Origin of the sequence: Parageobacillus sp. KH3-4 (assembly GCF_022846435.1) — a bacterium.
Classification (GTDB): Bacteria; Bacillota; Bacilli; order Bacillales; family Anoxybacillaceae; genus Parageobacillus; species Parageobacillus thermoglucosidasius_A.
In genome coordinates this window covers 2,261,630-2,285,300 of the sequence record NZ_AP025627.1, presented here as the reverse complement: position 1 = coordinate 2,285,300, position 23,671 = coordinate 2,261,630, and the positions used below count along the sequence as shown (strand labels likewise).

At 41.2% G+C, this 23,671-nt stretch carries 25 protein-coding genes and 3 pseudogenes; 25 read left to right on the top strand and 3 right to left on the bottom strand.

From position 1 onward, the window contains the following. Positions 1 to 15: 15 nt before the first annotated feature. Both MWM02_RS11600 and MWM02_RS11595 read right to left on the bottom strand, forming a co-directional pair. Positions 16 to 507: a thioredoxin family protein gene (locus MWM02_RS11600; protein ID WP_481861450.1), complete on the bottom strand. Its 492-nt coding sequence runs from the start codon at positions 505 to 507 to the stop codon at positions 16 to 18. A gap of 133 nt (positions 508 to 640) precedes the next feature. Beyond that, positions 641 to 1,015 carry a YmaF family protein gene (locus MWM02_RS11595; protein WP_081260221.1) on the bottom strand — a complete coding sequence of 125 codons (375 nt, stop codon included), beginning with the start codon at positions 1,013 to 1,015 and terminating at the stop codon, positions 641 to 643. Positions 1,016 to 1,318: 303 nt separating this feature from the next. Here MWM02_RS11595 and MWM02_RS11590 point away from each other — a divergent pair, with 303 nt between their 5' ends. The 25 genes and pseudogenes from MWM02_RS11590 to MWM02_RS11480 all read left to right on the top strand — a co-directional run bounded on the left by MWM02_RS11590 (position 1,319) and on the right by MWM02_RS11480 (position 22,654). Then, positions 1,319 to 3,247, top strand: a complete 1,929-nt coding sequence (locus MWM02_RS11590; protein ID WP_244402071.1) for a sigma-54-dependent Fis family transcriptional regulator — start codon at positions 1,319 to 1,321, stop codon at positions 3,245 to 3,247. 251 nt (positions 3,248 to 3,498) lie between these two features. Further along, complete coding sequence (locus MWM02_RS11585) at positions 3,499 to 4,485, top strand: thiamine pyrophosphate-dependent dehydrogenase E1 component subunit alpha (RefSeq protein ID WP_064550787.1); 987 nt, start codon at positions 3,499 to 3,501, stop codon at positions 4,483 to 4,485. Between the two features lie 25 nt (positions 4,486 to 4,510). Continuing rightward, the gene (locus MWM02_RS11580) at positions 4,511 to 5,530 is read left to right on the top strand and encodes an alpha-ketoacid dehydrogenase subunit beta (RefSeq protein WP_244402070.1); all 1,020 of its coding nucleotides are present in this window, start codon (positions 4,511 to 4,513) and stop codon (positions 5,528 to 5,530) included. Positions 5,531 to 5,557: 27 nt separating this feature from the next. Beyond that, entirely contained in the window at positions 5,558 to 6,931 is a 1,374-nt protein-coding gene (locus tag MWM02_RS11575; RefSeq protein ID WP_244402069.1) for a 2-oxo acid dehydrogenase subunit E2, read from the top strand. Between the two features lie 279 nt (positions 6,932 to 7,210). Beyond that, the gene (locus tag MWM02_RS11570) at positions 7,211 to 7,486 is read left to right on the top strand and encodes a hypothetical protein (protein WP_064550790.1); all 276 of its coding nucleotides are present in this window, start codon (positions 7,211 to 7,213) and stop codon (positions 7,484 to 7,486) included. Between the two features lie 398 nt (positions 7,487 to 7,884). Beyond that, a complete protein-coding gene (locus MWM02_RS11565) occupies positions 7,885 to 8,718 on the top strand; it encodes a formate/nitrite transporter family protein (RefSeq protein WP_244402068.1) in 834 nt (277 codons plus the stop codon). Between the two features lie 349 nt (positions 8,719 to 9,067). Continuing rightward, a pseudogene (locus tag MWM02_RS11560) lies at positions 9,068 to 9,280 on the top strand (IS4 family transposase); the annotation flags it as partial. A 118-nt stretch (positions 9,281 to 9,398) separates the two neighbouring features. Next, entirely contained in the window at positions 9,399 to 9,578 is a 180-nt protein-coding gene (locus MWM02_RS19660) for a PaaD-like zinc ribbon domain-containing protein (protein ID WP_481861446.1), read from the top strand. A gap of 46 nt (positions 9,579 to 9,624) precedes the next feature. Further along, a complete protein-coding gene (locus MWM02_RS19480) occupies positions 9,625 to 9,723 on the top strand; it encodes a hypothetical protein (RefSeq protein WP_332455035.1) in 99 nt (32 codons plus the stop codon). A gap of 94 nt (positions 9,724 to 9,817) precedes the next feature. Further along, positions 9,818 to 10,182, top strand: a pseudogene (locus MWM02_RS11555) (3-hydroxyacyl-CoA dehydrogenase family protein). Beyond that, positions 10,086 to 10,375 (top strand): annotated as a pseudogene (locus MWM02_RS19655) (3-hydroxyacyl-CoA dehydrogenase family protein). The pseudogenes MWM02_RS11555 and MWM02_RS19655 overlap by 97 nt, the downstream one beginning before the upstream one ends. 107 nt (positions 10,376 to 10,482) lie before the next feature. Further along, positions 10,483 to 10,692, top strand: a complete 210-nt coding sequence (locus MWM02_RS11545) for a thiolase family protein (RefSeq protein ID WP_346015917.1) — start codon at positions 10,483 to 10,485, stop codon at positions 10,690 to 10,692. Between the two features lie 111 nt (positions 10,693 to 10,803). Then, positions 10,804 to 11,604, top strand: coding sequence for an enoyl-CoA hydratase/isomerase family protein (locus MWM02_RS11540; protein ID WP_244402065.1), 801 nt, complete (start codon positions 10,804 to 10,806; stop codon positions 11,602 to 11,604). Positions 11,605 to 11,818: 214 nt separating this feature from the next. Further along, entirely contained in the window at positions 11,819 to 12,694 is an 876-nt protein-coding gene (locus MWM02_RS11535; protein ID WP_244402064.1) for a PaaX family transcriptional regulator, read from the top strand. Between the two features lie 19 nt (positions 12,695 to 12,713). Then, a complete protein-coding gene (locus tag MWM02_RS11530) occupies positions 12,714 to 13,700 on the top strand; it encodes an MBL fold metallo-hydrolase (RefSeq protein ID WP_064551983.1) in 987 nt (328 codons plus the stop codon). Between the two features lie 457 nt (positions 13,701 to 14,157). Continuing rightward, positions 14,158 to 15,093 carry a Phenylacetic acid catabolic protein gene (locus tag MWM02_RS11525; RefSeq protein ID WP_064551982.1) on the top strand — a complete coding sequence of 312 codons (936 nt, stop codon included), beginning with the start codon at positions 14,158 to 14,160 and terminating at the stop codon, positions 15,091 to 15,093. Beyond that, positions 15,093 to 15,419, top strand: a complete 327-nt coding sequence (locus MWM02_RS11520; protein ID WP_064551981.1) for a metal-sulfur cluster assembly factor — start codon at positions 15,093 to 15,095, stop codon at positions 15,417 to 15,419. Before MWM02_RS11525 ends, MWM02_RS11520 begins: the two co-directional genes overlap by 1 nt. After that, positions 15,416 to 15,655, top strand: coding sequence for a Cas5 family CRISPR-associated protein (locus MWM02_RS11515; RefSeq protein WP_064551980.1), 240 nt, complete (start codon positions 15,416 to 15,418; stop codon positions 15,653 to 15,655). Before MWM02_RS11520 ends, MWM02_RS11515 begins: the two co-directional genes overlap by 4 nt. After that, positions 15,652 to 16,296, top strand: a complete 645-nt coding sequence (locus tag MWM02_RS11510; protein ID WP_244402063.1) for a Phenylacetic acid catabolic protein — start codon at positions 15,652 to 15,654, stop codon at positions 16,294 to 16,296. The genes MWM02_RS11515 and MWM02_RS11510 overlap by 4 nt, the downstream gene beginning before the upstream one ends. 325 nt (positions 16,297 to 16,621) lie before the next feature. Further along, entirely contained in the window at positions 16,622 to 16,813 is a 192-nt protein-coding gene (locus tag MWM02_RS11505) for an enoyl-CoA hydratase-related protein (protein WP_256462218.1), read from the top strand. Between the two features lie 271 nt (positions 16,814 to 17,084). Then, positions 17,085 to 17,885 carry an enoyl-CoA hydratase/isomerase family protein gene (locus tag MWM02_RS11500; RefSeq protein ID WP_244402062.1) on the top strand — a complete coding sequence of 267 codons (801 nt, stop codon included), beginning with the start codon at positions 17,085 to 17,087 and terminating at the stop codon, positions 17,883 to 17,885. 112 nt (positions 17,886 to 17,997) lie between these two features. Further along, a complete protein-coding gene (locus tag MWM02_RS11495) occupies positions 17,998 to 19,587 on the top strand; it encodes a benzoate-CoA ligase family protein (protein WP_064552939.1) in 1,590 nt (529 codons plus the stop codon). 41 nt (positions 19,588 to 19,628) lie between these two features. Next, on the top strand, positions 19,629 to 20,078 hold the full coding sequence (locus MWM02_RS11490; RefSeq protein WP_244402061.1) for an acyl-CoA thioesterase: 450 nt from the start codon (positions 19,629 to 19,631) through the stop codon (positions 20,076 to 20,078). A gap of 24 nt (positions 20,079 to 20,102) precedes the next feature. After that, the gene (locus MWM02_RS11485) at positions 20,103 to 21,881 is read left to right on the top strand and encodes an adenine deaminase C-terminal domain-containing protein (RefSeq protein ID WP_064552943.1); all 1,779 of its coding nucleotides are present in this window, start codon (positions 20,103 to 20,105) and stop codon (positions 21,879 to 21,881) included. A gap of 440 nt (positions 21,882 to 22,321) precedes the next feature. Further along, the gene (locus MWM02_RS11480) at positions 22,322 to 22,654 is read left to right on the top strand and encodes a hypothetical protein (RefSeq protein WP_244402060.1); all 333 of its coding nucleotides are present in this window, start codon (positions 22,322 to 22,324) and stop codon (positions 22,652 to 22,654) included. 420 nt (positions 22,655 to 23,074) lie between these two features. Here MWM02_RS11480 and MWM02_RS11475 read toward each other — a convergent pair whose 3' ends face one another. Beyond that, on the bottom strand, positions 23,075 to 23,578 hold the full coding sequence (locus MWM02_RS11475) for a hypothetical protein (RefSeq protein ID WP_232509641.1): 504 nt from the start codon (positions 23,576 to 23,578) through the stop codon (positions 23,075 to 23,077). Positions 23,579 to 23,671: the final 93 nt, after the last annotated feature.

The following is a 23,671-nucleotide window of genomic DNA, read 5'->3' as shown; positions in this document are numbered from 1 at the left end:
CACCACACAAACAAATTACGATTGCTCCGCTAAAAAATAAATCTTCTTCATTTTTTCTTTAAACTGTTCAACATGAACAAATCTTGCTTCTCGTAAAACTTCTTTTCCATCGACATATAAAATCAAAACAGGTGCGGTAAATACGGAAAGGTGCCCTGCTATGTTCGGGACATTATCGGCGTTGACAAAGGCCATTTGAATCTTTGGGAATTCCGCCAAGACTTTTTTCACTTTTGGCAGCAGCGCATGACAAACACTGCAATTTGTTTGCGAGATGTATAAAAATGCTAAATGGTGATGGTTTACGAAATGATTGATTTCTTCTATGGAAAATAATTCATTCTTTGCATTCAAGTTTATTTCGTCTCCTTCCATACTGATTTTCAACAAAACTCTTTTTTCCATTATACTACAGGAAGCTGCAAGAATTATTGTGCCTGATACTGCAGCTACCCATGGTCTTGCTGAAAAACAGATGGAGGAACACGGCTGTTTGGCTTTTATCATTCAATGAACATGTTTATTCCGTTAGTGTCTTTTCGAACTGTAGAACCAGATTTGGTTGGATGGAAGTATACAGAGGCTCGCTTCTCTATACCTTTTGGAGCAACTACTGATACGTGGTTCACCCGAGTTTTATTCATCCGCTCGTTTTCCCGCTGTACCGATGAGAATGGGGAATTCGTCCGTTAGTTGTTGTAACACCGGAAAATTCGTGATAATGTCCACCGCCCGGAAGCGGAATAGCTGGTCCGGTGACGCCCCTTATCTCATGCCTGTGCCCATCATTGAAGGAGGTAAAGGTAAAGTAACGGTGTGTATGTGGAACACCGCTTGGCGCAGGTTCTGTCACGCCAACATATTTATGGCTATGGCCCACGTCATAAGAAGTAACCCCAGAAAATTTGTGAACATGGACAGGCCTTCCATCCCAAGTAGTAATATACAGGTTATGCGAGTGATATGAGCTTGAATCATCAGAATGAACCAAATATCCGCTGACAGGTACCTCCATTGTTTTTCTCCTTTCATTTTTTCATTTTCCATATATCATATGATGAGGAGTGCATCGATGTATAGGTAATTTGGATCGGATTTCTTTTGTTTGCCGCAAAGCAAAAGAAGAATTTAGAGCCGTAGAAACAGCTGAATAGCTAATTGCCACAATTTTTTGATGACCAGTTGGCGATGTTTAATGCTAAAATAATAGAAAAAGCAGCCGGATGGACTGACTATGCGTTTCGAACGCCAGCGAAATTTTTGTTTATTTTGCTGTGGAAACCACCAAACCGTTCATATGCTGCGGAGGTGTTGTGACGTGAACAGTCGGCGTGAGGATGTCAAAGAAATGTGGAAGCGCTTTATTTTTAAAAATGAACTAGACGAAAGGCTTTCCCCCATTGTCAAAGACTCATGGATTCGCTCAAAAAAATGGAAGGTAGATCCTTTCCGGCCATATGGCTGTATAAAAACAATAGAAATGGAACAATATCAATACCTTATTGATTTATCGATACCGTTAATGGAAGGGCTTTATTCCATCGTAAAGGGATCTGGATTTTTAGTTATTCTTTGCAATGAAAAAGGACAGCTGTTAAAATCAATCGGCGATCTGGATACACTGGAAATGGCCGCGCAAATCGGCTTTGTCGAGGGGGCGGATTGGAGCGAACAAACCATGGGCACCAACGCGATTGGCACGTCCATTGCGATTGATCAGCCTGTACAAATATTTGCTGAGGAACATTATTCGCAAATATGCCAATCATGGACTTGTTCCGCAGCCCCGATTCATGATTCCAAAGGCAGCATCATCGGAGTGTTAAATGTATCCGGACCATATGAAAAAGTGCATCCTCATACGTTGGGCATGGTGGTGTCCGCGGTCAAAGCCATCGAATATCAATTGAAATTGAATGAAAACACGGAAAAAAATATTATGATGCAAAGGTTTCTTGAAGCGACAACCAATAATATGAAAGAAGGCATCCTCATTATTGACACAGAAGGAAACATTATAAAGGCGAACGATCAGCTGAAGAGGCTTCTTTGTCTTGATCAGCCGCATCTCGAAGGAAAAAGGATCAACGAAATTTTTGCAAATCAATCGATTGCTTCCAATAGGCCTGTCTATCTGCAAAACAAGGAACTCCATTTAAAAGTGAAACCATCAAGAAACATCCATCATGTCATGGTCGATAAAATCCCCATCTATAAAGACAACCATTGGATCGGTTCGATGATTATGCTGAGAGAAATTGAAAAAGTGCGCCAATTCGTCAATCACTTATCAGGGAACCAAGCAAAAATAACGTTTAATGATATTATCGGGCAGCATCCTCATTTTATTCAAAAACTGAATGAAGCCAAACTGGCAGCAGCGACCGACTCCAATGTTTTGATCATGGGGGAAAGCGGAACGGGAAAAGAAATGCTTGCGCAAGCGATTCATAATGCAAGCAAGAGAAGAAACAAACCGTTTATTGCCATCAATTGCGGCGGAATCCCTCGCGATCTTCTCGGCAGCGAACTGTTTGGCTATGTCGAAGGCGCCTTTACCGGAGCCAAAAAAGGCGGAAGCGCGGGGAAATTCGAACTTGCTGATGGCGGCACTCTCTTTTTAGATGAAATTGGCGAAATGTCTTTGGAAATGCAGGTCCTTCTTTTGCGTGTCATTCAGGAAAAAGAAGTGATGCGGATCGGCGGCCATAAAGTGATACCGGTAGATGTCCGCATTATTGCGGCGACGAACAAAAACCTCCGCGAGGAAGTGCAAAAAGGAAGCTTCAGGGAAGATCTGTTCTTTCGCCTCCATGTTATGCCGATCACTTTGCCGCCTTTGCGGGAAAGAAAGGAAGATATACCGCTTCTTGTCCATCACTTTATCAGCAAACTTTGCAAAAAGCTAAATAAGCCGTTTCCAGAAATCCGACCAGACTTTCTCCAAGCTCTCATGCAGTACGACTGGCCCGGGAATATTCGGGAATTGCAAAATATACTAGAAAGAACGTTAAACCGAAATACGAACTCCATTTTATCCGCAAACGATTTGCCGGAAGAAATGTTTCAAATGTTTCCAAGTTTGAAAAAAGAGGAGATGTCGGTGCATAGAGACGATATTAAAAAACAGTCCATTATTCAGGCATTACGTTTATGCAACGGGAATATTTCCAAAGCGGCCAAGCATTTAGGAATTTCCAGAAGCACTTTTTATCGGCAAATGAGAAAATTTAACATCGCTTATTAAGCTGTATTAATATTGTTTCATTTTGTATCAAATTGTATCAATATGTAGCAACAAAGTGTTCCAAAATGGGACATTTTGTTGCTTTTTATTATAAAGTTGATGATCTCACAAAGAAAATCTTTCAATTTTTTAAATAGAATGATGAATGATTTACGGTAAATTTCTTCATGCATCCTTCTATATTGGCACGTTTTTTGCATTTTTATATAAATGAAAACGCTTTATTTTTAAAAATAAAGGAGGAGAGCAAGTTGGCGATTTCTATCGATCATCTTATTTGGATGTACGAAACCATGTACAAAATTCGCTATTACGAAGACAAAATGGCAGAAGCTTATGCCGAAGGAAAAAATCCTGTCTTTAATATCGGTGCGGGGCCTGTACCGGGTGAAATGCATCTGGCAACAGGGCAGGAACCGGCTGCCGTCGGCATATGTGTTCATCTAAAGAAAGAAGATACGGTCACGTCTCCGCACCGTCCGCACCATCATGCGATCGCAAAAGGCGTTGACTTAAACAGAATGACCGCCGAAATCTTTGGAAAAGTGACTGGACTTGGAAAAGGCAAAGGCGGGCATATGCACTTATTTGATCCAGATGTCAAATTCTCTTGCGGCGGAATTGTCGGAGCTGGCATTCCCCATGCGCTTGGCGCAGCACTCGCGGCAAAGAAAAAAGGAACGGATTGGGTAGCTGTCGCTTTTATTGGGGAAGGGGCGGCCAACCAAGGTGCTTTCCATGAATCTTTAAATATGGCAGCACTTTGGAATTTGCCTCTGATTGTCGTGATTGAGAACAATCAATACGGAATTTCTGTCCCTAAATCCGCATCCACGTCCGTTCCATCCAATGATATAAGAGCGGTTGCTTATGGAATGAAAGGATATTATGTGAAAGATAATGACCCGATCGAAATGTACCATGTTTCAAAAGAAGCGGTGGAACGGGCGAGAAAGGGAGAAGGGCCATCCATTATTGAAATCGAAACTTACCGTTATTTAGGGCATTTCCAAGGAGATCCGGAAGTGTACCGCGATAAAAACGAAGTGACTTTGTTAAGAGAAAAAGACCCAATTGTCCGCATGCGCCAGATTTTAATGAAAGAACATGGAATAGAAGAACAGCGACTGATTGAATTGGAAAATAAGGCAAAGCAGGAAGTCGAAGCCGCCTATCAGTTCGCGCGCGAAAGCGATTATCCTAAACCGGAAGATGCTTTAAAAGATCTTTTTGTTTAAAACACGATAGAAAGGGGTCATCCAAATGCAAAAAACAAAGCAACGCTTATTAACGGGAAATAAAGCGATCGCCGAAGCGATTCGATTAGAAATGGAAAGAGATCCGAACGTGTTTGTCATGGGGGAGGATGTTGGTGTATACGGAGGCATATTCGGGGCGACGGAAGGATTATTTCAACAATTCGGTCCTGAAAGGGTGATCGATACACCGATTTCCGAAACGGCTTTTATTGGAGCTGCTATTGGAGCCGCTGCAGAAGGAATGCGGCCGATTGTCGAATTAATGTTCGTTGATTTCTTCGGCGTCTGTATGGACCAAATTTATAACCATATGGCAAAAATTCCATATATGTCGGGCGGACGAGTTAAGCTGCCGATCGTGTTAATGACTGCCGTTGGTGGGGGATACAGCGATGCCGCCCAGCATTCGCAAACATTATACGCCACTTTTGCCCATCTCCCGGGAATGAAAGTGGTAGCGCCATCCACTCCGTATGATTTAAAAGGAATGATGATTTCCGCCATCCGGGATGACAATCCAGTCGTCTTTATGTTTCATAAGACATTACAAGGATTAGGATGGATGGACCAACTGGATGCATCCGTCGGACATGTTCCGGAAGAAGCATATACCGTGCCAATCGGCAAGGCGAAAGTGGTGAGAGAAGGAACGGATATTACAATTGTGGGCATCCAAATGACGACCCATCACGCTTTAGAAGCTGCGAAAAAGCTGGAACAGCACGGGATTCAAGCGGAAGTCATCGATTTGCGTTCACTCGTTCCTTTAGACCGCGAAACGATCCTTCAATCGATTAAAAAGACGCACCGTTTGCTGGTAGTCGATGAAGATTACTTATCATACGGCATGACGGCAGAAATCGCCGCGATTGCAGCTGAAGAAGGTTTATATGATTTGGATGCGCCGGTCAGAAGATTGGCTGTTCCGGATGTGCCAATTCCATACAGCCGTCCGCTTGAACAATTTGTCTTGCCAAATGCCGACAAAATTTTTCACGAAGCAATGAAACTAGTCAACGAATAAAATCCATTTCCAACACAGGAGGTAGCCATGTTAATCGAAGTGAAATTACCCCGACTATCCGATACGCATGATGAAAGTTTGATCACCTTCTGGCACGTCTCAGAAGATGATGCAGTGGAAAAAGGCGATACGCTCGTGGAAGTGCAGACAGAAAAAGCAGTTTCGGAAATTGAAGCCCCGGAGTCGGGCGTTGTCAAAGAAATCAGAAAAAAAAGAGGCGAAACTGCCGCGGTCGGGGAGGTATTAGCTGTTATTGAAACAGCCGCTGAAACGGCAGATTCCCCAGAGGAACAGGAAAAAACAGAACAGGAGATTCCTGAGGAAACAGCAGTTCAGGCTCAGGAGATTCCGGGTGAGAAAAAGGCGACGCCGCGTGTAAAAAAATTAGCCAAAGAACTTGGTGTGGATTGGCGCCTTGTCACTCCGACTGGGCCTAATGGCAAAGTCACGGAAGAAGACGTCCGAAACGCGGCAAAACAAAGCGAAAACGAAAAACAGCCAAACCGGTTTGTCAAAGCAGCGCCATCCGTGCGCAAATTCGCAAGAGAACACAATGTGGGCCTTGATGAAGTGACCCCGACCGGGCCGAACGGAAGAATATTAAAAAGCGATGTCGAAGCTGTCATCGCCAAACGAAAATCAGCACAAACAGAAGCAAAAAAAGAAGCGGCAGCTGCCAAGGAAACAACACGAGATATCCCGCAAAGCCAACGAAGAATTCCGCTTACCGGCATTCGAAAAGCGATTGCGAACGCCATGGTTCATTCGAAATCGGTAATTCCGCATGTAACTCATTTTGATGAGGCAAATGTAACAAAGCTTGTGTCCCACCGCCAAAGAGTGAAACTGTTTGCGGATGAAAAGGGAATTAAGCTCACCTATTTAGCATATGTAGTCAAAGCGTTAACAGCTGTATTGAAAAAATACCCGATGTTAAATGCCTCGTTGGATGACGAACGAGAGGAAATTATCTTAAAGGATGAATATCATGTCGGTTTTGCCGCCGACACTGACCGCGGTCTGGTTGTTCCGGTGATTAAACATGCGGATCAAAAATCGTTATTTCAAATCGCCAAAGAAATTCAAGAACTTGCGAAAAAAGCAAGAGACGGTTCCATCAAAGCGGATGAAATGACGGGATCCACATGTACGATATCGAACATCGGATCAGCGGATGGTTCCTGGTTTACGCCGATTATTAATCATCCAGAATCATGTATTTTAGGCATCGGCAGAGTGGAGAAAAAACCTGTTGTCATCAATGATTCCATTGAAATCGCCGCGATGATGGCTTTATCGCTCAGCTACGACCATCGGTTGATCGACGGCGTTTTGGCGCAAAAAGCGTTAAACGAACTGAAAAAATATTTAAGCGAACCGGATTTGTTATTTGTCATATAAACATCGCTTTTGGCAGGATGATTTGTCTTGCGTCATAACAACCGAAAAAGAGGCTGATTGAAAAAGTTGTTTGAACACACAGAAATAGGTTTCTACTACTGTAGCATGGAAAGGGTGTCCCATCACTGTTGGACACCCTCTTTTTTGGTTTTTCATCTGGTGAAGGTGGTCTAGATGGCCGTCTATTTTTTTTCTTCCTTTTTCCGATCAGAGATGTTGATAAAAAAATCGCTTTTTGGGAAATACTAATGAAAACAAACACGGGAGGATAAAGCAAGGATGTCATGGATCGAAGGGAGCATTATTTCCGGTGAATATGATAGGGAAATGAACGTCTTCACCATTCAAAAGTTAAAACAATTTTTCATTGAATCTGTACTCGAGCCACGTCAGCTGCAGCATTTGTCAGATTATTTGAAAAATCATCAAAATGACGAGGAAGGGCAGATTCTCATTCTTTACGATCAAATGCCTGTGAAATTGTCACAGGAAGAAATAAAACAATTCATAGCGGATTTGGACGAAATTCAGTCACTCTGTAAAGTTTTTTCATGAAAAGGAGAAATGAGCGTTTTAACCATATAAAAAATTTTTCCAGGCAGACTGAATATAGAAAATCGAGTGAGTGAAAGAAACCATGCCCCATCGGAACCATTCGATGGGGCTTTGTTGCCGCATGAACGAAAAGAATAAATAGCAGTTTCTTTTAGCGAGGGTGGAAATGAAAGAAATGAGTCAAGCGGTGTTATTGACCGGTTGTTTGATTATATTAGAACAACTATTTCTGAAATTGCAACGGTTATTTTTTTAGTAAACGATTACAAATAAAAATGTTGACATTTGTTTTAACTTTTCCATTGATATGTTGAAAAATAGATGAAAAAGACGTATGTTATATATCGCAAAGAATGTGAAAAGAATCACAAATAGAATGAAAGAGAAGGGATGAAAAGATGGAAGCAGTTCAAAAATGTAAAGAGTTAGCTTTAAAAAAGCGTACCATTCTAGAGCGATCTCTTATTCAATATATGATGCGGGCTGCTTTGGCAGGGGTGTACATCGGATTTGCGCTTGTTCTTTGTTTTCGCGTAGGGGAATTTTTTCGTGAAGCGAATTCTCCTGCGACTTATTTAGTCAGCGGCATTTTTTTCGGAATCGCCTTAGTATTAATTATGTACGGTGAGGCAGAACTGTTTACTGGCAATACGATGTATTTTACAATCAGCACCTTGCAAAAAGAAACGACAATCAAAGATATGTTGCGAAATTGGCTTGCATGCTATAGCGGCAACTTATTAGGCGCTGTGTTTTTTGCTTTTCTTATTTCGCAATCCGGCGTTTTTGATCATATTTCACAAGATCATTTATTATTTGTGGTGGCGGAGAAAAAAATGCACGCAACAACGGTGCAGCTTTTTTTTAAAGGGATTCTCTGTAACTGGCTTGTTTGTTTAGCGATTTTTATTCCAATGCAAATGAAAGAGGATATGGCAAAAATATTTTCGATGATTCTTATCGTTTTTATCTTTTTTGCCTCTGGATACGAACACTCCATTGCCAATTTCGTCCTCTTTTCGATTGCATTAGCGGTTCCGCATCCAGCGACAATCAACATAGCCGGAGTGGTGCATAATATTATTCCTGTTACATTGGGCAATATTGTCGGTGGCGCCTTATTTATGGGAGCGTTGTATACGTATTTGACATCGCAAAACGATGTTCAAGTTTCAGTCAAACAGTCTGTTGGCTATTTGTTTCATAATAAAAAGAAAATATTGAATAAATGATGAAACGACTGCCAACTCCCCGGAGTTTATTGCGCCACTGTTGCAAGAAGGTATTTAATTTCGGTGATTGTAATATGTGGCAATGGTTTTGTGTCAGCAGCGGCGAATGAATGGAAAAGCTTCCGACATGGAGCGGATGTGGCGCTTCTTATAGGGTTCTTGCCATCGATCATTCGACTGTTGCCAATAAAGCCAAGAACGTTCTATATGAAGTGATAAAACGTCTTTTTTCCAAATGCAATCGCCAAACCCATCGATCCCTTAGATTTCCAAAGTATTTCGTCGTCGTGGCTTCCACCACGATGACGGTTAGACAAACGCGTTTTCCTGGGAAGCTTGCCACAGAAAACGCTCGGGTGTGAAACTTCACGTAGCGTATTCAGAACTGGAACTACCGATGGATGCGATCGAAACGATTGGCCTTCGACATGATGGCCCCGTGGAAGAAGCACTCGCAGACCAACGCTATATTCTTGTCGAAGATGGGGCCTATTTTAAAACGGAACAATTGGAGCAGTTTGCAGGCCAGTATTTTTCCAATCTAATGAAAGATGATTTATAACAACCAAAATCAACTGAATATTTTAATTTTTCTGTTTAAATCGTTGACAGAATAAATAATTTTTTATTAATATTATGTTAAATATACGATAGTAATAAAAACATAACAAAAAAAAGAGGTGTCCATCGTGCCAAGTCAGGAGGCCGTACACTGTTCGTTTTGTGATTCAACAGATGTGATGAAATTGTCCATTTTTGGTACTGCCCAGTTGGTTTCTCAATATTACTGCAATCAATGTAAAAGTGTTTTCGAGTTTATACGCTGGCAAAAAGAAAAAGAGGAAAACAAGGAGGTGTAAATGGATGCTGGCGATTAAAACTGTGGGGATTGTCGGCTCGTGAACAATGGGTTCGGGAATTGCCCAAACTTGTGCGCAAAACGGATTTTACGCCCTTCTTTATGATATAAATGATACGATCGTTCAAAAGTCATTAGACCATTAGACAGAACAACTAAACGTCTGCAAAGATTAGTAGAAAAAGAGTTTAAAGCATCAATGGATCGGATCGAAACGTGTACAGAACTAACTTATCGGAAATGAAGCGATGTGATCTCGTGATGGAAGCGGTGCCGGAAAAATTAAATCTTAAAAAAAGATTTTTTTAAAATTGGATGAAATTTGCTCTGGAAACGCGATTCTCGTCACAAACACGTCCTCTTTTTCCGTAACAGATATTGCAAGCGTTACCAACACGCCAGAGCAGATTGCTGGTTTGCACTTTTTTAATCCTGTCCCGCTAATGTCTCTTGTCGAAGTGGTACGAGGAATGAGGACAAGCGAAAAAATCGTAAACGTTCTCTATCAATTGCTGCATCGCTGCAAAAAGAACCGGTCGCGTGTGAAGACACGCCAGGATTTATCGCCAACAGAATTGCCCGCCCCTTTTATAACGAAGCGCTAAAAATCGCCGGCGAACGTTTAGCGACGATCGAACAAATGGATCGGATTATGAAAAAGCTGGAAATTTTAAGATGGGACCCTTTGAACTACAAGATTTGATTGGGATTGACGTTAACTTTTCAACAACCGCATCGGTCTATCAAGGGTTCTTTGAGGAGGGCGGTTTCGTCCTCACTATTTGCAGCAGCGCATGATGCAATCGGGGAAGGTGGGGAGAAAGGTTGGTGAAGGGCATTTCCGTTATGAAAATTAAAACATTTGTAGGAACCGTTGCTTATTAGAAATCTAATCGATCCTTCTTTTGTGGAAGCCTGATTTTGTGGAAGGAGGGACTGTTACGGTAGGGAATTCGTCGGGAATTAATGATGGGGCATCGGCGATTTTAATCATGGAAAGAACAAAAGCGGAACAATTAGGATTCAGACCGATGGCTCGTTTTGTCACTTCCGCTGTATCAGGCGTTCATTCGTCCTATATTGGAAACAAACCGTTAAATTTATTGGGAATTTAATATTATGTTTTTTTAAATATCGTCTAAAATATTGTAAAATATCAGAAAATTAATTATATTATATTTAGTAGACGAAAGTTTTTAAAACATAAAATTTAAGAAGGAATTTTTATGCCAGAAGCGGTGGCAGTGGAAAAGAAAAACTTAACGGTGATAAAAGAGAACGGGATTGCCGAGATCCATCTTCACATCAATAAAACGAACGCTTACAGCCTTGAATTTTATCAAGAATTCAACGCGGTGATTGATGACATTCGCTTTGATCCGGACATTAAAGTCGTGGTGCTCATGAGCGATGTTCCGAAGTTTTTCTCCGTGGGGGCGGACATCAACTTTTTAAAAGCGGCAGATCCGCACTTTAAAACGCAGTTTTGTTTGTTCTGCAATGAAACATTGGATAAAATCGCCCGCTCTCCGCAAGTGTATATTGCTTGTTTAGAAGGGCATACCGTGGGAGGCGGATTAGAAATGGCATTGGCTTGCGACCTTCGGTTCATGGGGGATGAAGCGGGAAAAATCGGCTTGCCGGAAGTATCCCTTGGCGTGCTGGCAGGGACGGGAGGGACGCAGCGTTTGGCCCGTCTAATCGGCTATTCGAGAGCGCTGGATATGAACATTACCGGGGAAACGATTACGCCGCAGGAAGCGTTGGAGATCGGGCTTGTCAACAAAGTGTTTCCGCAAGCGGAAACGAGAGAAAAAACGTTGGAGTATGCGAGAAAGATCGCCAACAGCGCGACGTATGCGGTATCGAACATCAAACTTGCGATAATGAACGGAAAAGACATGCCGTTAAACGTGGCGATCCGCTATGAGGGGGAACTGCAAAACTTATTGTTCCGTTCGGAAGATGCGAAAGAAGGATTGAGTGCATTTTTGGAAAAACGAAAACCAAATTGGCAAGGAATCTAATCAATGTGAAAACATATCGGTCGCTTTGACCGATATGTTTTTTCGTAGAATGACAATAATTTCAGCTTTTAAGGTAAATAAAACAGCGTCAGCAAAAAATTGGCCAGTCGGCAAGTTTTTATAAGAAACAACTTGTAAAAACGAAATTTCATCAAGCATAATAAAAATAGTAAAAAAAGAGGGAAAATTCAAGAAAAGACGGGTGTGAGTAGCTATGAAGCCAAGGGCTTTAATGTTTACCTTATTCGGTGAGTATATTCAACATTACGGCAACGAGGTGTGGATCGGAAGTTTAATTAATATGATGTCCCATTTTGGCATTTCCGAATCTTCCATTCGGGGAGCCGCTTTAAGAATGGTGCAGCAAGATTTTTTCAAAGTTAGAAAAATTGGCCATAACAGTTATTATTCTCTGACAAGCAAAGGGAAGAGAACGATGATGGACGGATTTACCCGCGTCTATTCGATGAGAAACTACAAATGGGACGGCTACTGGCGAATTTTAACATACTCGGTCCCCGAAGAAAAAAGGGAGCTTCGCAGCCAGATTCGAAAGGAGTTAAGCTTAATGGGATTTGGTTTGATTTCCCATGGTACATGGGCAAGCCCGAATCCTGTGGAACAACAAGTGATGGAATTCATTAAAGACTATCACTTGGAACCATATGTCATTCTTTTTACTTCAAGCTCAATTGTTTCCCATGATAATCAAGAATTGATTCAAAGAGGCTGGAATTTCGATGAAATTGCGAAAGAATATGATATTTTCATAGAAAAATATCAAAAAAAATTTGATGATTTCAAAGAGCGCGCGTGGAACAACGAATTGACTGACAAGGAATGTTTTATTGAAAGAACGAAGCTTGTTCATGAATATCGTAAATTTTTCTTTATTGATCCAAGTTTTCCAAACGATCTTTTGCCACCTGATTGGAGCGGAACAAGAGCAAGAGAACTCTTTTTCAATGTTCACCAGCTTTTATCCGTGCCTGCCATAAGATATTTTGAGACATTATTTGAAAAAGCGCCCGATTGTGAATTCATTGCTAATCGGGACAAGGCGATAAATCCTTTTATGGACATTATTTAAACTAAGTAGGTGGATTTTTATGTTAAATATTGAGCAAATTGAAGAAAATCTATTTCGTATTCCCATCCCGGTGCCATTTCCAATGAAATATGTTTATTGTTATTTGTTTCAAGAAGTGGATGGGTGGAATTTAGTGGATGTGGGGTTTCATTATCCTGATGCGGTAGATGCGTGGAAACAAGTGTTTAAACAATTAAGCGTGAATCCGAAACATGTCCGTTCTATCTATTTAACGCATTTTCATCCCGATCATTTTGGTTTGGCTGGATGGATGCAGGAATTAACGGGAGCAAGAACATTTATCAGCAAAGAAGACTATTTAATGGTTGAGCGTGTTTGGGGACAAAACAGCCGGCAGGCTAGCCTGGTCGGTGCTGTTTGCAGACAAAATGGCGTCCCAGACATCCTAGCTATTCAAATTGAAGAAAATATGAAGAAACTATCCAAACATGTAACGCCCCTTCCTTCTCTTACTGTTTTAGAGGAAAAAGAGGTAACGTTGGGCGGGAAATCCTGGAGAGTTATTCCGGTACCAGGGCATAGTGACGGACTTGTAAATTTTTATCAGCCAGAACAGCAATTGCTTCTTGCTGCCGATCATGTGCTAGATAAAATTACGCCAAACATTAGTTTATGGCCGGGATGCAGCCCTAATCCCCTTAAAAATTATTTTTCATCATTAAGCAAAATAGATGAGTTGGACATCCAATTGGCCCTTCCAGCTCATGGAGCAGTTATTCATCAACTTCAAAAAAGAATTTCAGAAATTCGCCGACACCATGAAAAAAGGCTGAATCAAATGTTTTCGCTTGCAAAAGACGGTCAAACTGCTTATGAAATTGCCAGTAAAGTGTTTCGGCATAAAGAGCTGTCTCCCCATCAATGGCGGTTTGCCATTGCTGAAACATTGGCTCATTTGGAATATCTTGTGTCTATCGGTCAATTAATCAAAATGGAACGAAACGGAATTGTATTTTATCAACAAGCCAATGAAAAGGGCGCATAGCTTAAGCTTTGTGCTCTTTTCATTGGCTTTTGCTTTCAGCAAACTTGTGCTACTGTTGGCTCTTTCCAAGGTGGACGGACTTATGCATAATATTGCGTACATAACCAGTGATCTAGGGATTCTTGCGAATTAATGCGGTGTACAAAACGCATAAGTCAAGCGTCAAAAATTCACATACATATCGTTAGATTTTTTCGGGAGTGTAGCGATAATTTCTATACTTATTTATTGTATGTAAATTATACGACCGTTTTATAAGTGTAATATTATTGAAGATGCTGCTGATATTTTTTAACTTTAGTGAATCATTTGAAGTTCTTTATATTTCTAGGCAATTTTTAGAAAATAATGATAAAAATAAATTTTCTTATTTTTCGTTGACAAAATTATTTCGAATGGATTAATATTATGTTAAATAGACGATAAATAAAAAAACATAATATAGAGAGGTGAAAAAATGGATAAGACAGCTCTTTTAAAAGAAAAGATTCAAAACGGGTTTATCGTTGAAGGGCTGGAAGACATGAATGAGGAATATTTGAACGCACTAAAACAAACGTTAATCATTGTTGGAGATACAGAATTGTTAAGCATCCCTCCTTTACTAACGGTTTATGATCAAGCCCCTACATTGAACAGCAAAATTACTGCATTAGCGATTATGCAGGACGAAATTGGCCATGCCCATATCGCTTATCGTTTGTTAAAAGATTTAGGCGAAGATGTGGACGATTTGCTGTATAATAGAGAGCCGCACCGTTGGAAAAATCCGTATGCTTTTGACTTTGAACTTTCCAATTGGATTGAATTTGGCGTGTTCAATGCCTTCTTCGACCGGGCTGGGTATACGCTGCTTGGAGACGCTTTTGAACATACTTCATATGGTCCGTGGAAACGGGCGTTAGTAAAAGTGGATAAAGAAGAATTGTTCCATCTGCGAAATGGTGAAATCATCATGAGAACAGCGATGCAAGATCCCAAATTGCGTGAGGAAGTGCAAAAAGCTGTCGACTGGATGTTTTTAATGGCGCTGGAGTTCTTTGGGGTTGAGGATCGTTTGAAAAGCCGCTCGACGCAGCTTGAATATCGCTTGAAAGGAAGAACGAATGATGAACTTCGCCAAAAATGGCTGTCGACGGCTGTGCCTTTCTGTGAATCGATCGGCGTGAAAGTACCGGCCCATTATGATGAACAGCAGCAAAAATATGTACTTGATGTACCGTTTCCTTGCAAATTTGACCCTGTAAACAAAAAATGGCTATTTGATCAGCCCGATACATGGGAAAATGTGATTAAACGCTTCAAACAGCGGGGACCAAAAAATAAACAATTTGTTGAAAGAGTGCAAAGAGGAGTAAAAGAATTAGAACAGTTAAGAAAAGAGGTGGTGTGATGGAAAAGGTAAGCACGGACATGCAGAAATATTGGGAAGCGCTCAAGGAAGTGATGGATCCTGAATTTCCAATTAGCATCGTGGATATGGGCTTGATTTATGATATTAAAAAGAACGGCGGCGAAATCGACATTACGATGACATATACTGCTGTTTCCTGCGCCTGTATGGAATGGATTGAAAGCGATATCAAAAAAAGGCTGCTAGAAGAAGAGGAAATAAAAACTGTCAACATCCGTGTTGTTTGGGATCCTCCTTGGACGGTTGACCGATTAAGCCCTGAAGGACGGGAAAAATTGAGATATTGGGGGGTAAGCGCAAGATGATCATCGAAAAAGAACAAAGGTCTATCTTTGATGTTTTTGCCCGCGCCAAGAGGGGAGATCATTTAATGTACATCGGCACCGTAGAAGCGGAAAATAAAGAACTGGCGAAAATATATGCCTCTTTTACTTACGATGAAGAAGATTGGTCGGAGATGGTTGTCGTCGACAGAGAACAGTTAGTGTGGGTAAGAAAACCAGAATGGTTATTTGCCGAAAAAGGAGATAGATTATTATGAGCAAAATGAAGTTAGGTGTGCATTCCTTTATCGAGTTACTGGAAACCATTGCTGATAACAAATATGTACTTGGCGACCGTTTGGTGGAAATCGGTGTGAGTGGACCGAATTTGGAAGCAACATTGGCTGCTGTTGCCATGGCACAAGGAGAATTAGGCCATGCAAGGCTATTGTACAATTGGTGCTTTGACTTAAGAGGAGTGAAAGGAAAAAAAGCTGATATTCTCAGGCAAACAGGAAAAGCATTTAGAGGAGTTGTAAACGTTCACAACTGGATTTCGCTCATCGCCGCATTATACACTGTCAATACCGCGATTCATATCGTATTGCAATCCGCGCTTGAATCCAACCACTCCAAAGCCGCCTCAAGAGTTCAAAAGCTTATTCGAGAACAGAAAGATCATATTATATACGCAAAAAATTGGGCTAAACAGCTTCTCCATGATCAAGGGATCGTTCCTCACAGATTTAGAGAATCATTGAACGGGGTTGTTGATGAAGCATATGCATGGCTTGCAGAAATTGAAAAAAAACAAGAATTGCAAATGGAAGGATACTTGCCGAAAGACGTGAAGTTAACGGAGAAATTTAAAGAACAATGGAAGGAATTAAATAACGAACATCTTGTTCATACGAAGTGAGTGATTACTGTGCCTGAATCAGAGGCAATATTTGAAGCTCGGCACACCATTGAAATGGTTCGTTTAAATAATCCGAAACGTGCCAATGCACTAAGCAATTTTTAGTGCAAAATTTGGCTGATACAATAAACAAATTAAAAGATGATACTTGTCTCAGTGCGGTCATCTTGACGGGAGGTGAGGATTTAAAGGAAAGGTAGACGATGAGCAAAGATGAGGTTATAGAATACGTCAATATTTTGGAGCAAAACATTTGCAGAAATTGCTTCAATGCCGGTGCCGACCATTGCAGCGATTAAAGTGACGGCTTTAGGAGGGGGGCGAGCTGGCACTTGCCTGCAATTTCCGGGTAATGGAAGAAGATGCGATCATTGGTCTGACGGAAGTGTCATGGGGAATTGTGCCGGGGGCTGGCGGCACCCAGAGGTTGTCTCAATTAGTTGGCGCCGGAAAGGCGAAACAATTGATCTTTACGGCAGAAAAGTTAAATGGAAAAAAGCATATGAAATCGGACTAGTGGAAGAAATTTGTGAAAGTGGTCATGCATAATTGAAAGCGCTTAAAATAGCGGGCTTATTGCGGAAAATTTATTGCATTCCGTTCGGCTAGCAAAACGAGCTGTTGGTAGTTTTTTGAGCAAACACAAATCGAAAAAGGACTTCAAGTTGAATGGGAGTGTTATAAAAAAACGATTCACCATCCGGACCGATTGGAAGGATTGGCTGCATTTCAAGAAAAGCGCAAACATGATTATTCCAATGAATTAAAAATTTGAAAGGAGAATGTTTATGTCAGTTGAAACAATTGCAAAAAAGAAAAACTTAACGGTGGTAAAAGAGAACGGGATTGCCGAGATCCATCTTCACATCAATAAAACGAACGCTTACAGCCTTGAATTTTATCAAGAATTCAACGCGGTGATTGATGACATTCGCTTTGATCCGGACATTAAAGTCGTGGTGCTCATGAGCGATGTTCCGAAGTTTTTCTCCGCGGGGGCGGACATCAACTTTTTAAAAACGGCAGATCCGCGCTTTAAAACGCAGTTTTGTTTGTTCTGCAATGAAACATTGGATAAAATCGCCCGCTCTCCGCAAGTGTATATTGCTTGTTTAGAAGGGCATACCGTGGGAGGCGGATTAGAAATGGCATTGGCTTGCGACCTTCGGTTCATGGGGGATGAAGCGGGAAAAATCGGCTTGCCGGAAGTATCCCTTGGCGTGCTGGCAGGGACGGGAGGGACGCAGCGTTTGGCCCGTCTAATCGGCTATTCGAGAGCGCTGGATATGAACATTACCGGGGAAACGATTACGCCGCAGGAAGCGTTGGAGATCGGGCTTGTCAACAAAGTGTTTCCGCAAGCGGAAACGAGAGAGAAAACGTTGGAATATGCGAGAAAGATCGCCAACAGCGCGACGTATGCGGTATCGAACATCAAACTTGCGATAATGAACGGAAAAGAAATGCCGTTAAACGTGGCGATCCGCTATGAGGGGGAACTGCAAAACTTATTGTTCCGTTCGGAAGATGCGAAAGAAGGATTGAGTGCATTTTTGGAAAAACGAAAACCAAATTGGCAAGGAATTTAACTTAAGAATAGTCGTTTCATGTTTTGTACACAGAAGCCTTCTGAAATGGATTCATTTCAGGCGGCTTCCGTGTCGATTATTTTTAAATTTATAAAAAGTAGGATGGTGGAAGATGGAACTGCGCGGATTAGGTTTGCTTTACAATGCTGCCGATCTGTTTATCGATGAAAATGTTAATAGGGGATTGGGAAAGAAAGTTGCAATCTATTATCGTGATCAGTTGATACGTTATCAAGATTTGCAAGAAAAAGTAAATCAAGCGGGAAATATGTTGCGGGAACTCGGATACAAAATGGAAGATCGGATTTTAATGGTTTGCCATGATACGCCAGAGTTCATTTATGCTTTTTTCGGTGCAATTAAAATTGGAGCTGTTCCAATTCCTGTAAACACTATGATGCAGCCATCTGATTATGAATATTTTTTAAACAACAGCCGCGCGAAAGGATTGATTATCCATGAAGATATTTGGGAAAGCATGCAAAATGTAAAGGATCGGTTTTTATTTTTGGAACATATCATCGTTATAAATGAAAGCGTGCATCAATTACCGGATCAAGTCTTGGATTTTCATCGTTTGCTCAATCATTCAAGCAAGGAGCTTGAAGCTGCACCTACAAACAGAGATGATTCAGCGTTTTGGTTGTTTAGTTCCGGCAGTACCGGTGATCCAAAAGGAGTCATCCATTTGCAGCATGATATGGAATATGCGCTAGACACTTATGCGAAGCAAGTACTTCTTATCACGGAAGAGGATCGTTGTCTTTCCGCATCGAAACTTTATTTTGCTTACGGTCTTGGCGGAGGCATGTATTTTCCTTTAGGCGTCGGTGCGTCTACTGTACTGGTGAAAGAACGTCCATCACCTGAAACAATGTTTCAAGCGATTGAAACATATAAACCAACCATCTTCTTCGGCGTTCCGACTTTGTATGGAGCGATGATTGACTATGCGCTGAAAACGGGAGAACGCTTTGATCTCAGCTCACTGCGAGTTTGCGTTTCTGCTGGTGAAGCCCTTCCTCCAGCGTTTTATCGGAAGTGGAAGGAGTTGTACAATATAGATATTTTAGATGGAATCGGTTCAACAGAAGCTCTTCATATTTTTATATCGAACCGCATTGGTGATGTGAAAGAAGGAAGCTCAGGAAAAGTCGTTCCGGGATTTGACGTAAAAATTATTGATAAACAAGGGACAGAGTTACCTCCGAATGAAGTGGGTGATTTGGTGGTTCGCGGGGATTGTGTTGCCCACGGATACTGGAATCTTCATGAACAGAATAAGAAAAAATTTGTCGGAGAATGGCTGCATATCGGTGATAAATACTATAAAGATGAAGAAGGATATTATTGGTATTGCGGGCGTTCCGACGATATGCTGAAAGTCGGGGGAATTTGGGTTTCTCCGATTGAAATAGAAAACTGCCTTCTCCAGCATGATGATGTATTAGAAGTAGCCGTAGTCGGCGCTAAGAATGAGCAAAATCTCGTCATTCCAAAAGCATTCGTTGTTTTAAAAGATGGGATTGAAGGCTCCAAAGAAAAGGAAGAAGAGTTAAAAAATTTCGCAAAGCAACATTTAGCCCACTACAAATCCCCACGGATGATCGAATTTATTGATACACTTCCTAAAACAGCCACGGGAAAAATTCAACGTTTCAAACTGCGAGAATTATTGAAAACAAATGTAGTGCATCGTTAATTCAGCCTTATAGAAAGGAATAATGAAAGGGGAAAATCGGGTTGAAAAGGAATGAATTTCAGCTTCGCGTTAATTTTGGTGATACTGATGCGGCAGGGATTGTCTATTATCCAAATTATTTCAAATGGTTCGATATTGCCGGCCATCAATTTTTCAGGAGCATTGGGCTCCCGCCCTCAAGACTGATGAGGGAACAAAATATCATTCTTCCCCTTCTGGATGTAGGTTGCACATTTGAGCATCCGTTATATTACGATGACATCATTACAATCAAAACGACTGTTATGGAAGTGAATCATAAAACGTTAAAGCTGAAGCATGAAGTGTTTCGCGGTGAAGTGAGAACCGGACATGGTTTTGAACTTAGGGGATGGGTTAAGGAGGAAAATGGCAATATATTTGCTGTTCCGATTCCAAATGATGTAAGACAAATACTGGAAGAGGAAGGGCTGGGAATTTGTAAGCAAACGAATCCGTGGTTACATGCATAAAATTGCGATATGGGAGTGAAAAAATTGAAAAGAAAAGCAAAAAAGGCGGAATTGATGGAAGTCGCACAAGGTCGTCGGCCGGCTGATCTGTTCATTAAAGGTGGAACTGTCATTAATGTATATTCAGGGGAATTTTTACGACAAAATGTAGCCGTTTATAAAGATTGTATTGCGTACGTTGGGGAGAATGATGTACTGGTCGATGAAAATACAAAAGTGATCGATGCGGAAGGAATGTATGTCTCGCCTGGTTTTATCGAACCCCATGCTCACCCGTGGGTATTTTACAATCCGGTTAGTATGACAAAAAAAGTATTGCCTCTCGGAACGACGACGACGGTTAACGATAATTTATTTTTTTACTTATACATGGGGGCAAAAGGATTCAAAGAAATGGTAAATGACTTAAAAGATTTGCCGGGAAACTTTCTTTGGCTTGTTCGCCTTGTTTCGCAAGCGGAATTTCCCGGAGAAAGGGAATGGTTCAATCCAAAGGATGTACAAGAGCTTTTGGAATTGGATGAAGTTGTCGGAACTGCTGAAGTGACAAGATGGCCTCTGTTGTATCAAGGAGATCCTTTTTTAATTGGCACGATTGAGATTGCGAAAAAAATGGGAAAAGTGGTTGACGGACATACGGCTGGATGTTCTTATGAAAAATTAAATTCCATCGCTGCAAGTGGAGTCAGTGCGTGTCATGAAGCGATTACTGCAAAAGAAGCGTTTGACCGTCTCAGGCTGGGAATGTGGGCTATACTTCGCAACAGCTCCCTTCGTCCGGATTTGCCAGAAATTATTAAAATAATCACTGAAGGTCAGGCAAGCACAAACAGAATTACGATGACAACGGACGGCCCCCACCCTGGTTTCATAGAAGAAGAAGGTTTTGTGGACGGCCTTGTTCGGAAAGCGGTGGCGCTTGGCGTCCCTGCGATGACTGCTTTGCAAATGGTGACGATCAATGCTGCTACCTATTTGCGCCTTGATGATGATATCGGAGGTATTGCCCCGGGAAGATTGGCCGATATTCTTTTGCTTCCTGATCTTGTAGAATTTCGCCCAGAGCTGGTTATCTCTAAGGGAGAAGTAGTCGCTGAACAAGGAAAACTGCTCGTTTCTACACCAGAAATGGATTGGAATAAATATGTAGTAAGAAAGCCTTTTGCATTCCCAAAAGAATTGTTAGATGATTTCAATGTGTATCGTTATCCTCATACTGTGATTAGCGAGGCAGTTCCAGTTGCTTATTTTAAAAGCAATGTCATTACAACAAGAAAAAATGTGATGCTTTCATCTGTTGATGGATTCGCCGACATTTCCAACAAAGAAGGGCTGTTATATGCTTCCTTGATTGATCGAAATGGCAAATGGGTGTCGAAAGCGATTTTGGAACGGTTTGCGCTGAATTTAGACGGAATGGCATCAACCTACAATACGACGACCGAATTGCTTGTGATTGGCAGAGATCCAAAAGCAATGGCAATTGCGGCGAAAAAAGTGTATGACATGGGCGGCGGCGTTGTCGTTGTAGATGGAAGTGAAATTGTCGTTGAAATTCCTCTGCCGTTTACCGGAATGATGACAACGGATTCTTCCTTTGAAACAGCAGTTCAATACCATAACCAATTGTTACTGGCTCTTCAAGAAAGAGGATTTCCTTTTCATGACATTTTATACACCTTGTTGTTTTTAACATGTGATTTCTTGCCGGGTCTTCGTCTTGTCCCTTTCGGGTTATATGAAGTGAAAAAGAATGATATTTTGCTCCCTGCTGAACCGTTAAACGAAAAAGTGGCGAAATAAACAATAAAAGTGACCGAAAGTTGCGATCATTACAAACATGTTCATTCTAGTAATGGTCACCGATTTCCAGTGGTGGATGAGAAGGCTTATCCATCAATTTTTTGCTTGTCAGGGAGGGAAAGGCGTTGGCATTTTTATTCCCTGACAAGGAATGCTTGAAACAGTTATTAATATTTCCCATTGGAATAAGGAATATGCGTTGCGGCCAAGTCCTAATATGGCATAAAAATTTTCTCTCCGTCCGGTGAAATTGGATCAACAGAAAATCAAATCGCTTTTTGCTGGTTTTTTTACACAATTTTTCGGGATTTAATCTGTGTTGTCATTAAGTAAAGTGTTTTCCATGCATGATCTTGCTTCTCTAACGCACATTATAAATGTTCGAAAAAAGATCTTTTTTTCGGACGAACGGGAAATTGGAGAAGAGGAGTGTAGAGATCATGAATCGTTTACGTCTATTTAATTTTGGACGTAATAGAGGAATGTGGGGCCAACTGTCGCGATTAACAGGACGCCGAAACAACAATGCCATATGGACTATATTAAGTGTAGGATTGGGAATTGCCGCAACGGCCATTTTCAGCATGAGAAGAAGAAGCGGTGCTCAGTATATGATGGCAAAGCCGATTCAGCGTGCGCTGAACAGCATCAACAGTTTGATGAACCGACAAACGAGAATGCCGAGCTTAGCGACTATGGAATTTTCCAAAGAAATAACAGAAACGACAAAAAATGTTTCCATTAACCATCATCCTTACCAACAGCAAAAATAATTTGGCGCGGTCTGTCATAGCTACGCCTGATGCGATTTTTTTCTGTGTATAGCTGTGTCGTCAAACAGGAAAGACTTTTTCCACGTCGAAACATCGCTGACAATATAACGTAACTGCAAAATATGGCAAACTGGAATAGAGAGAAAAAGGCAGAATTGGAAAAGCGATTAAAATTACGGAAAGAAATAAACATAGATGGATTTTCGGAGTGCATAGAAGCGGCGAACCCAAGATCAGACTGCACTCCGAAACCCTCTTTTGGATGTCTGAAGATATGCCTTTTTATCGATCGATTCTCCATCGCCTTTGCTATTTCCTTCCTCTTGCTTCATGGAAGAAGAAAAGGCGGAAAAAATGAAGGAATATGTTTTCATTCCATATAGTCTTGAACGGAGAATAGGATGCACAAGAATACGGAGATTAGTCCCGCATCTTCACATTATTTGAATATTTTTTCTTAAATAATGAGAAAAATCCTCGCTTATTGTTCGTTAAATCTTCTTCGACAGATTCATTATCCGATTTGCGAAAGGGTGTTTCGTTTTCTGGAGACTTGTCATGGATTTTAAAGGATCGGTTTGCCGGTTCTTCATGAAAGGTTAGTTCTGCTGGCTGGAGAGCGGCTGCTTGAATTTTTTTGCTATCTGTCTCCCATGTTTCTTGTGCATTTTTCACCATGATGGAAACATCGGCACTTTCGCTTAGAGATCGTATGTTTGTTTTGCTGTTGTTCATGAAATGTTCTCCTTCTGATTTAGGATTTCCAGATTTTATCACTTCAAGACTTTCATAGCCAAGTTTTTCTTCTTGCATATCAGCGTGATCTTCATATGCGATGGGAATCATATCTCCATGAGCTTCTTTTTCTGTTTGTTCGGGCGCATTCAGATGTGCTTTCAATTGTTCAGATAGTTTTTCTTTCATATGTTCCGAATGTTCCGATGTCATTGGCTTTCCTTTTGCTTTAGTGTTCAGTTCGGCGGTTGATTCAGGCAGATGGGGGACGGGGATCTGCGT

Coding starts and splice junctions, on each gene's coding strand:
- MWM02_RS11600 (WP_481861450.1), bottom strand. CDS start 507: ATGATAAAAGCCAAACAGCCGTGTTCCTCCATCTGTTTTTCAGCAAGA.
- MWM02_RS11595 (WP_081260221.1), bottom strand. CDS start 1,015: ATGGAGGTACCTGTCAGCGGATATTTGGTTCATTCTGATGATTCAAGC.
- MWM02_RS11580 (WP_244402070.1), top strand. CDS start 4,511: ATGCAAAAAACAAAGCAACGCTTATTAACGGGAAATAAAGCGATCGCC.
- MWM02_RS11575 (WP_244402069.1), top strand. CDS start 5,558: ATGTTAATCGAAGTGAAATTACCCCGACTATCCGATACGCATGATGAA.
- MWM02_RS11570 (WP_064550790.1), top strand. CDS start 7,211: ATGTCATGGATCGAAGGGAGCATTATTTCCGGTGAATATGATAGGGAA.
- MWM02_RS11565 (WP_244402068.1), top strand. CDS start 7,885: ATGGAAGCAGTTCAAAAATGTAAAGAGTTAGCTTTAAAAAAGCGTACC.
- MWM02_RS19480 (WP_332455035.1), top strand. CDS start 9,625: ATGGGTTCGGGAATTGCCCAAACTTGTGCGCAAAACGGATTTTACGCC.
- MWM02_RS11540 (WP_244402065.1), top strand. CDS start 10,804: ATGCCAGAAGCGGTGGCAGTGGAAAAGAAAAACTTAACGGTGATAAAA.
- MWM02_RS11535 (WP_244402064.1), top strand. CDS start 11,819: ATGAAGCCAAGGGCTTTAATGTTTACCTTATTCGGTGAGTATATTCAA.
- MWM02_RS11530 (WP_064551983.1), top strand. CDS start 12,714: ATGTTAAATATTGAGCAAATTGAAGAAAATCTATTTCGTATTCCCATC.
- MWM02_RS11525 (WP_064551982.1), top strand. CDS start 14,158: ATGGATAAGACAGCTCTTTTAAAAGAAAAGATTCAAAACGGGTTTATC.
- MWM02_RS11520 (WP_064551981.1), top strand. CDS start 15,093: ATGGAAAAGGTAAGCACGGACATGCAGAAATATTGGGAAGCGCTCAAG.
- MWM02_RS11515 (WP_064551980.1), top strand. CDS start 15,416: ATGATCATCGAAAAAGAACAAAGGTCTATCTTTGATGTTTTTGCCCGC.
- MWM02_RS11510 (WP_244402063.1), top strand. CDS start 15,652: ATGAGCAAAATGAAGTTAGGTGTGCATTCCTTTATCGAGTTACTGGAA.
- MWM02_RS11500 (WP_244402062.1), top strand. CDS start 17,085: ATGTCAGTTGAAACAATTGCAAAAAAGAAAAACTTAACGGTGGTAAAA.
- MWM02_RS11495 (WP_064552939.1), top strand. CDS start 17,998: ATGGAACTGCGCGGATTAGGTTTGCTTTACAATGCTGCCGATCTGTTT.
- MWM02_RS11480 (WP_244402060.1), top strand. CDS start 22,322: ATGAATCGTTTACGTCTATTTAATTTTGGACGTAATAGAGGAATGTGG.
- MWM02_RS11475 (WP_232509641.1), bottom strand. CDS start 23,578: ATGAAAGAAAAACTATCTGAACAATTGAAAGCACATCTGAATGCGCCC.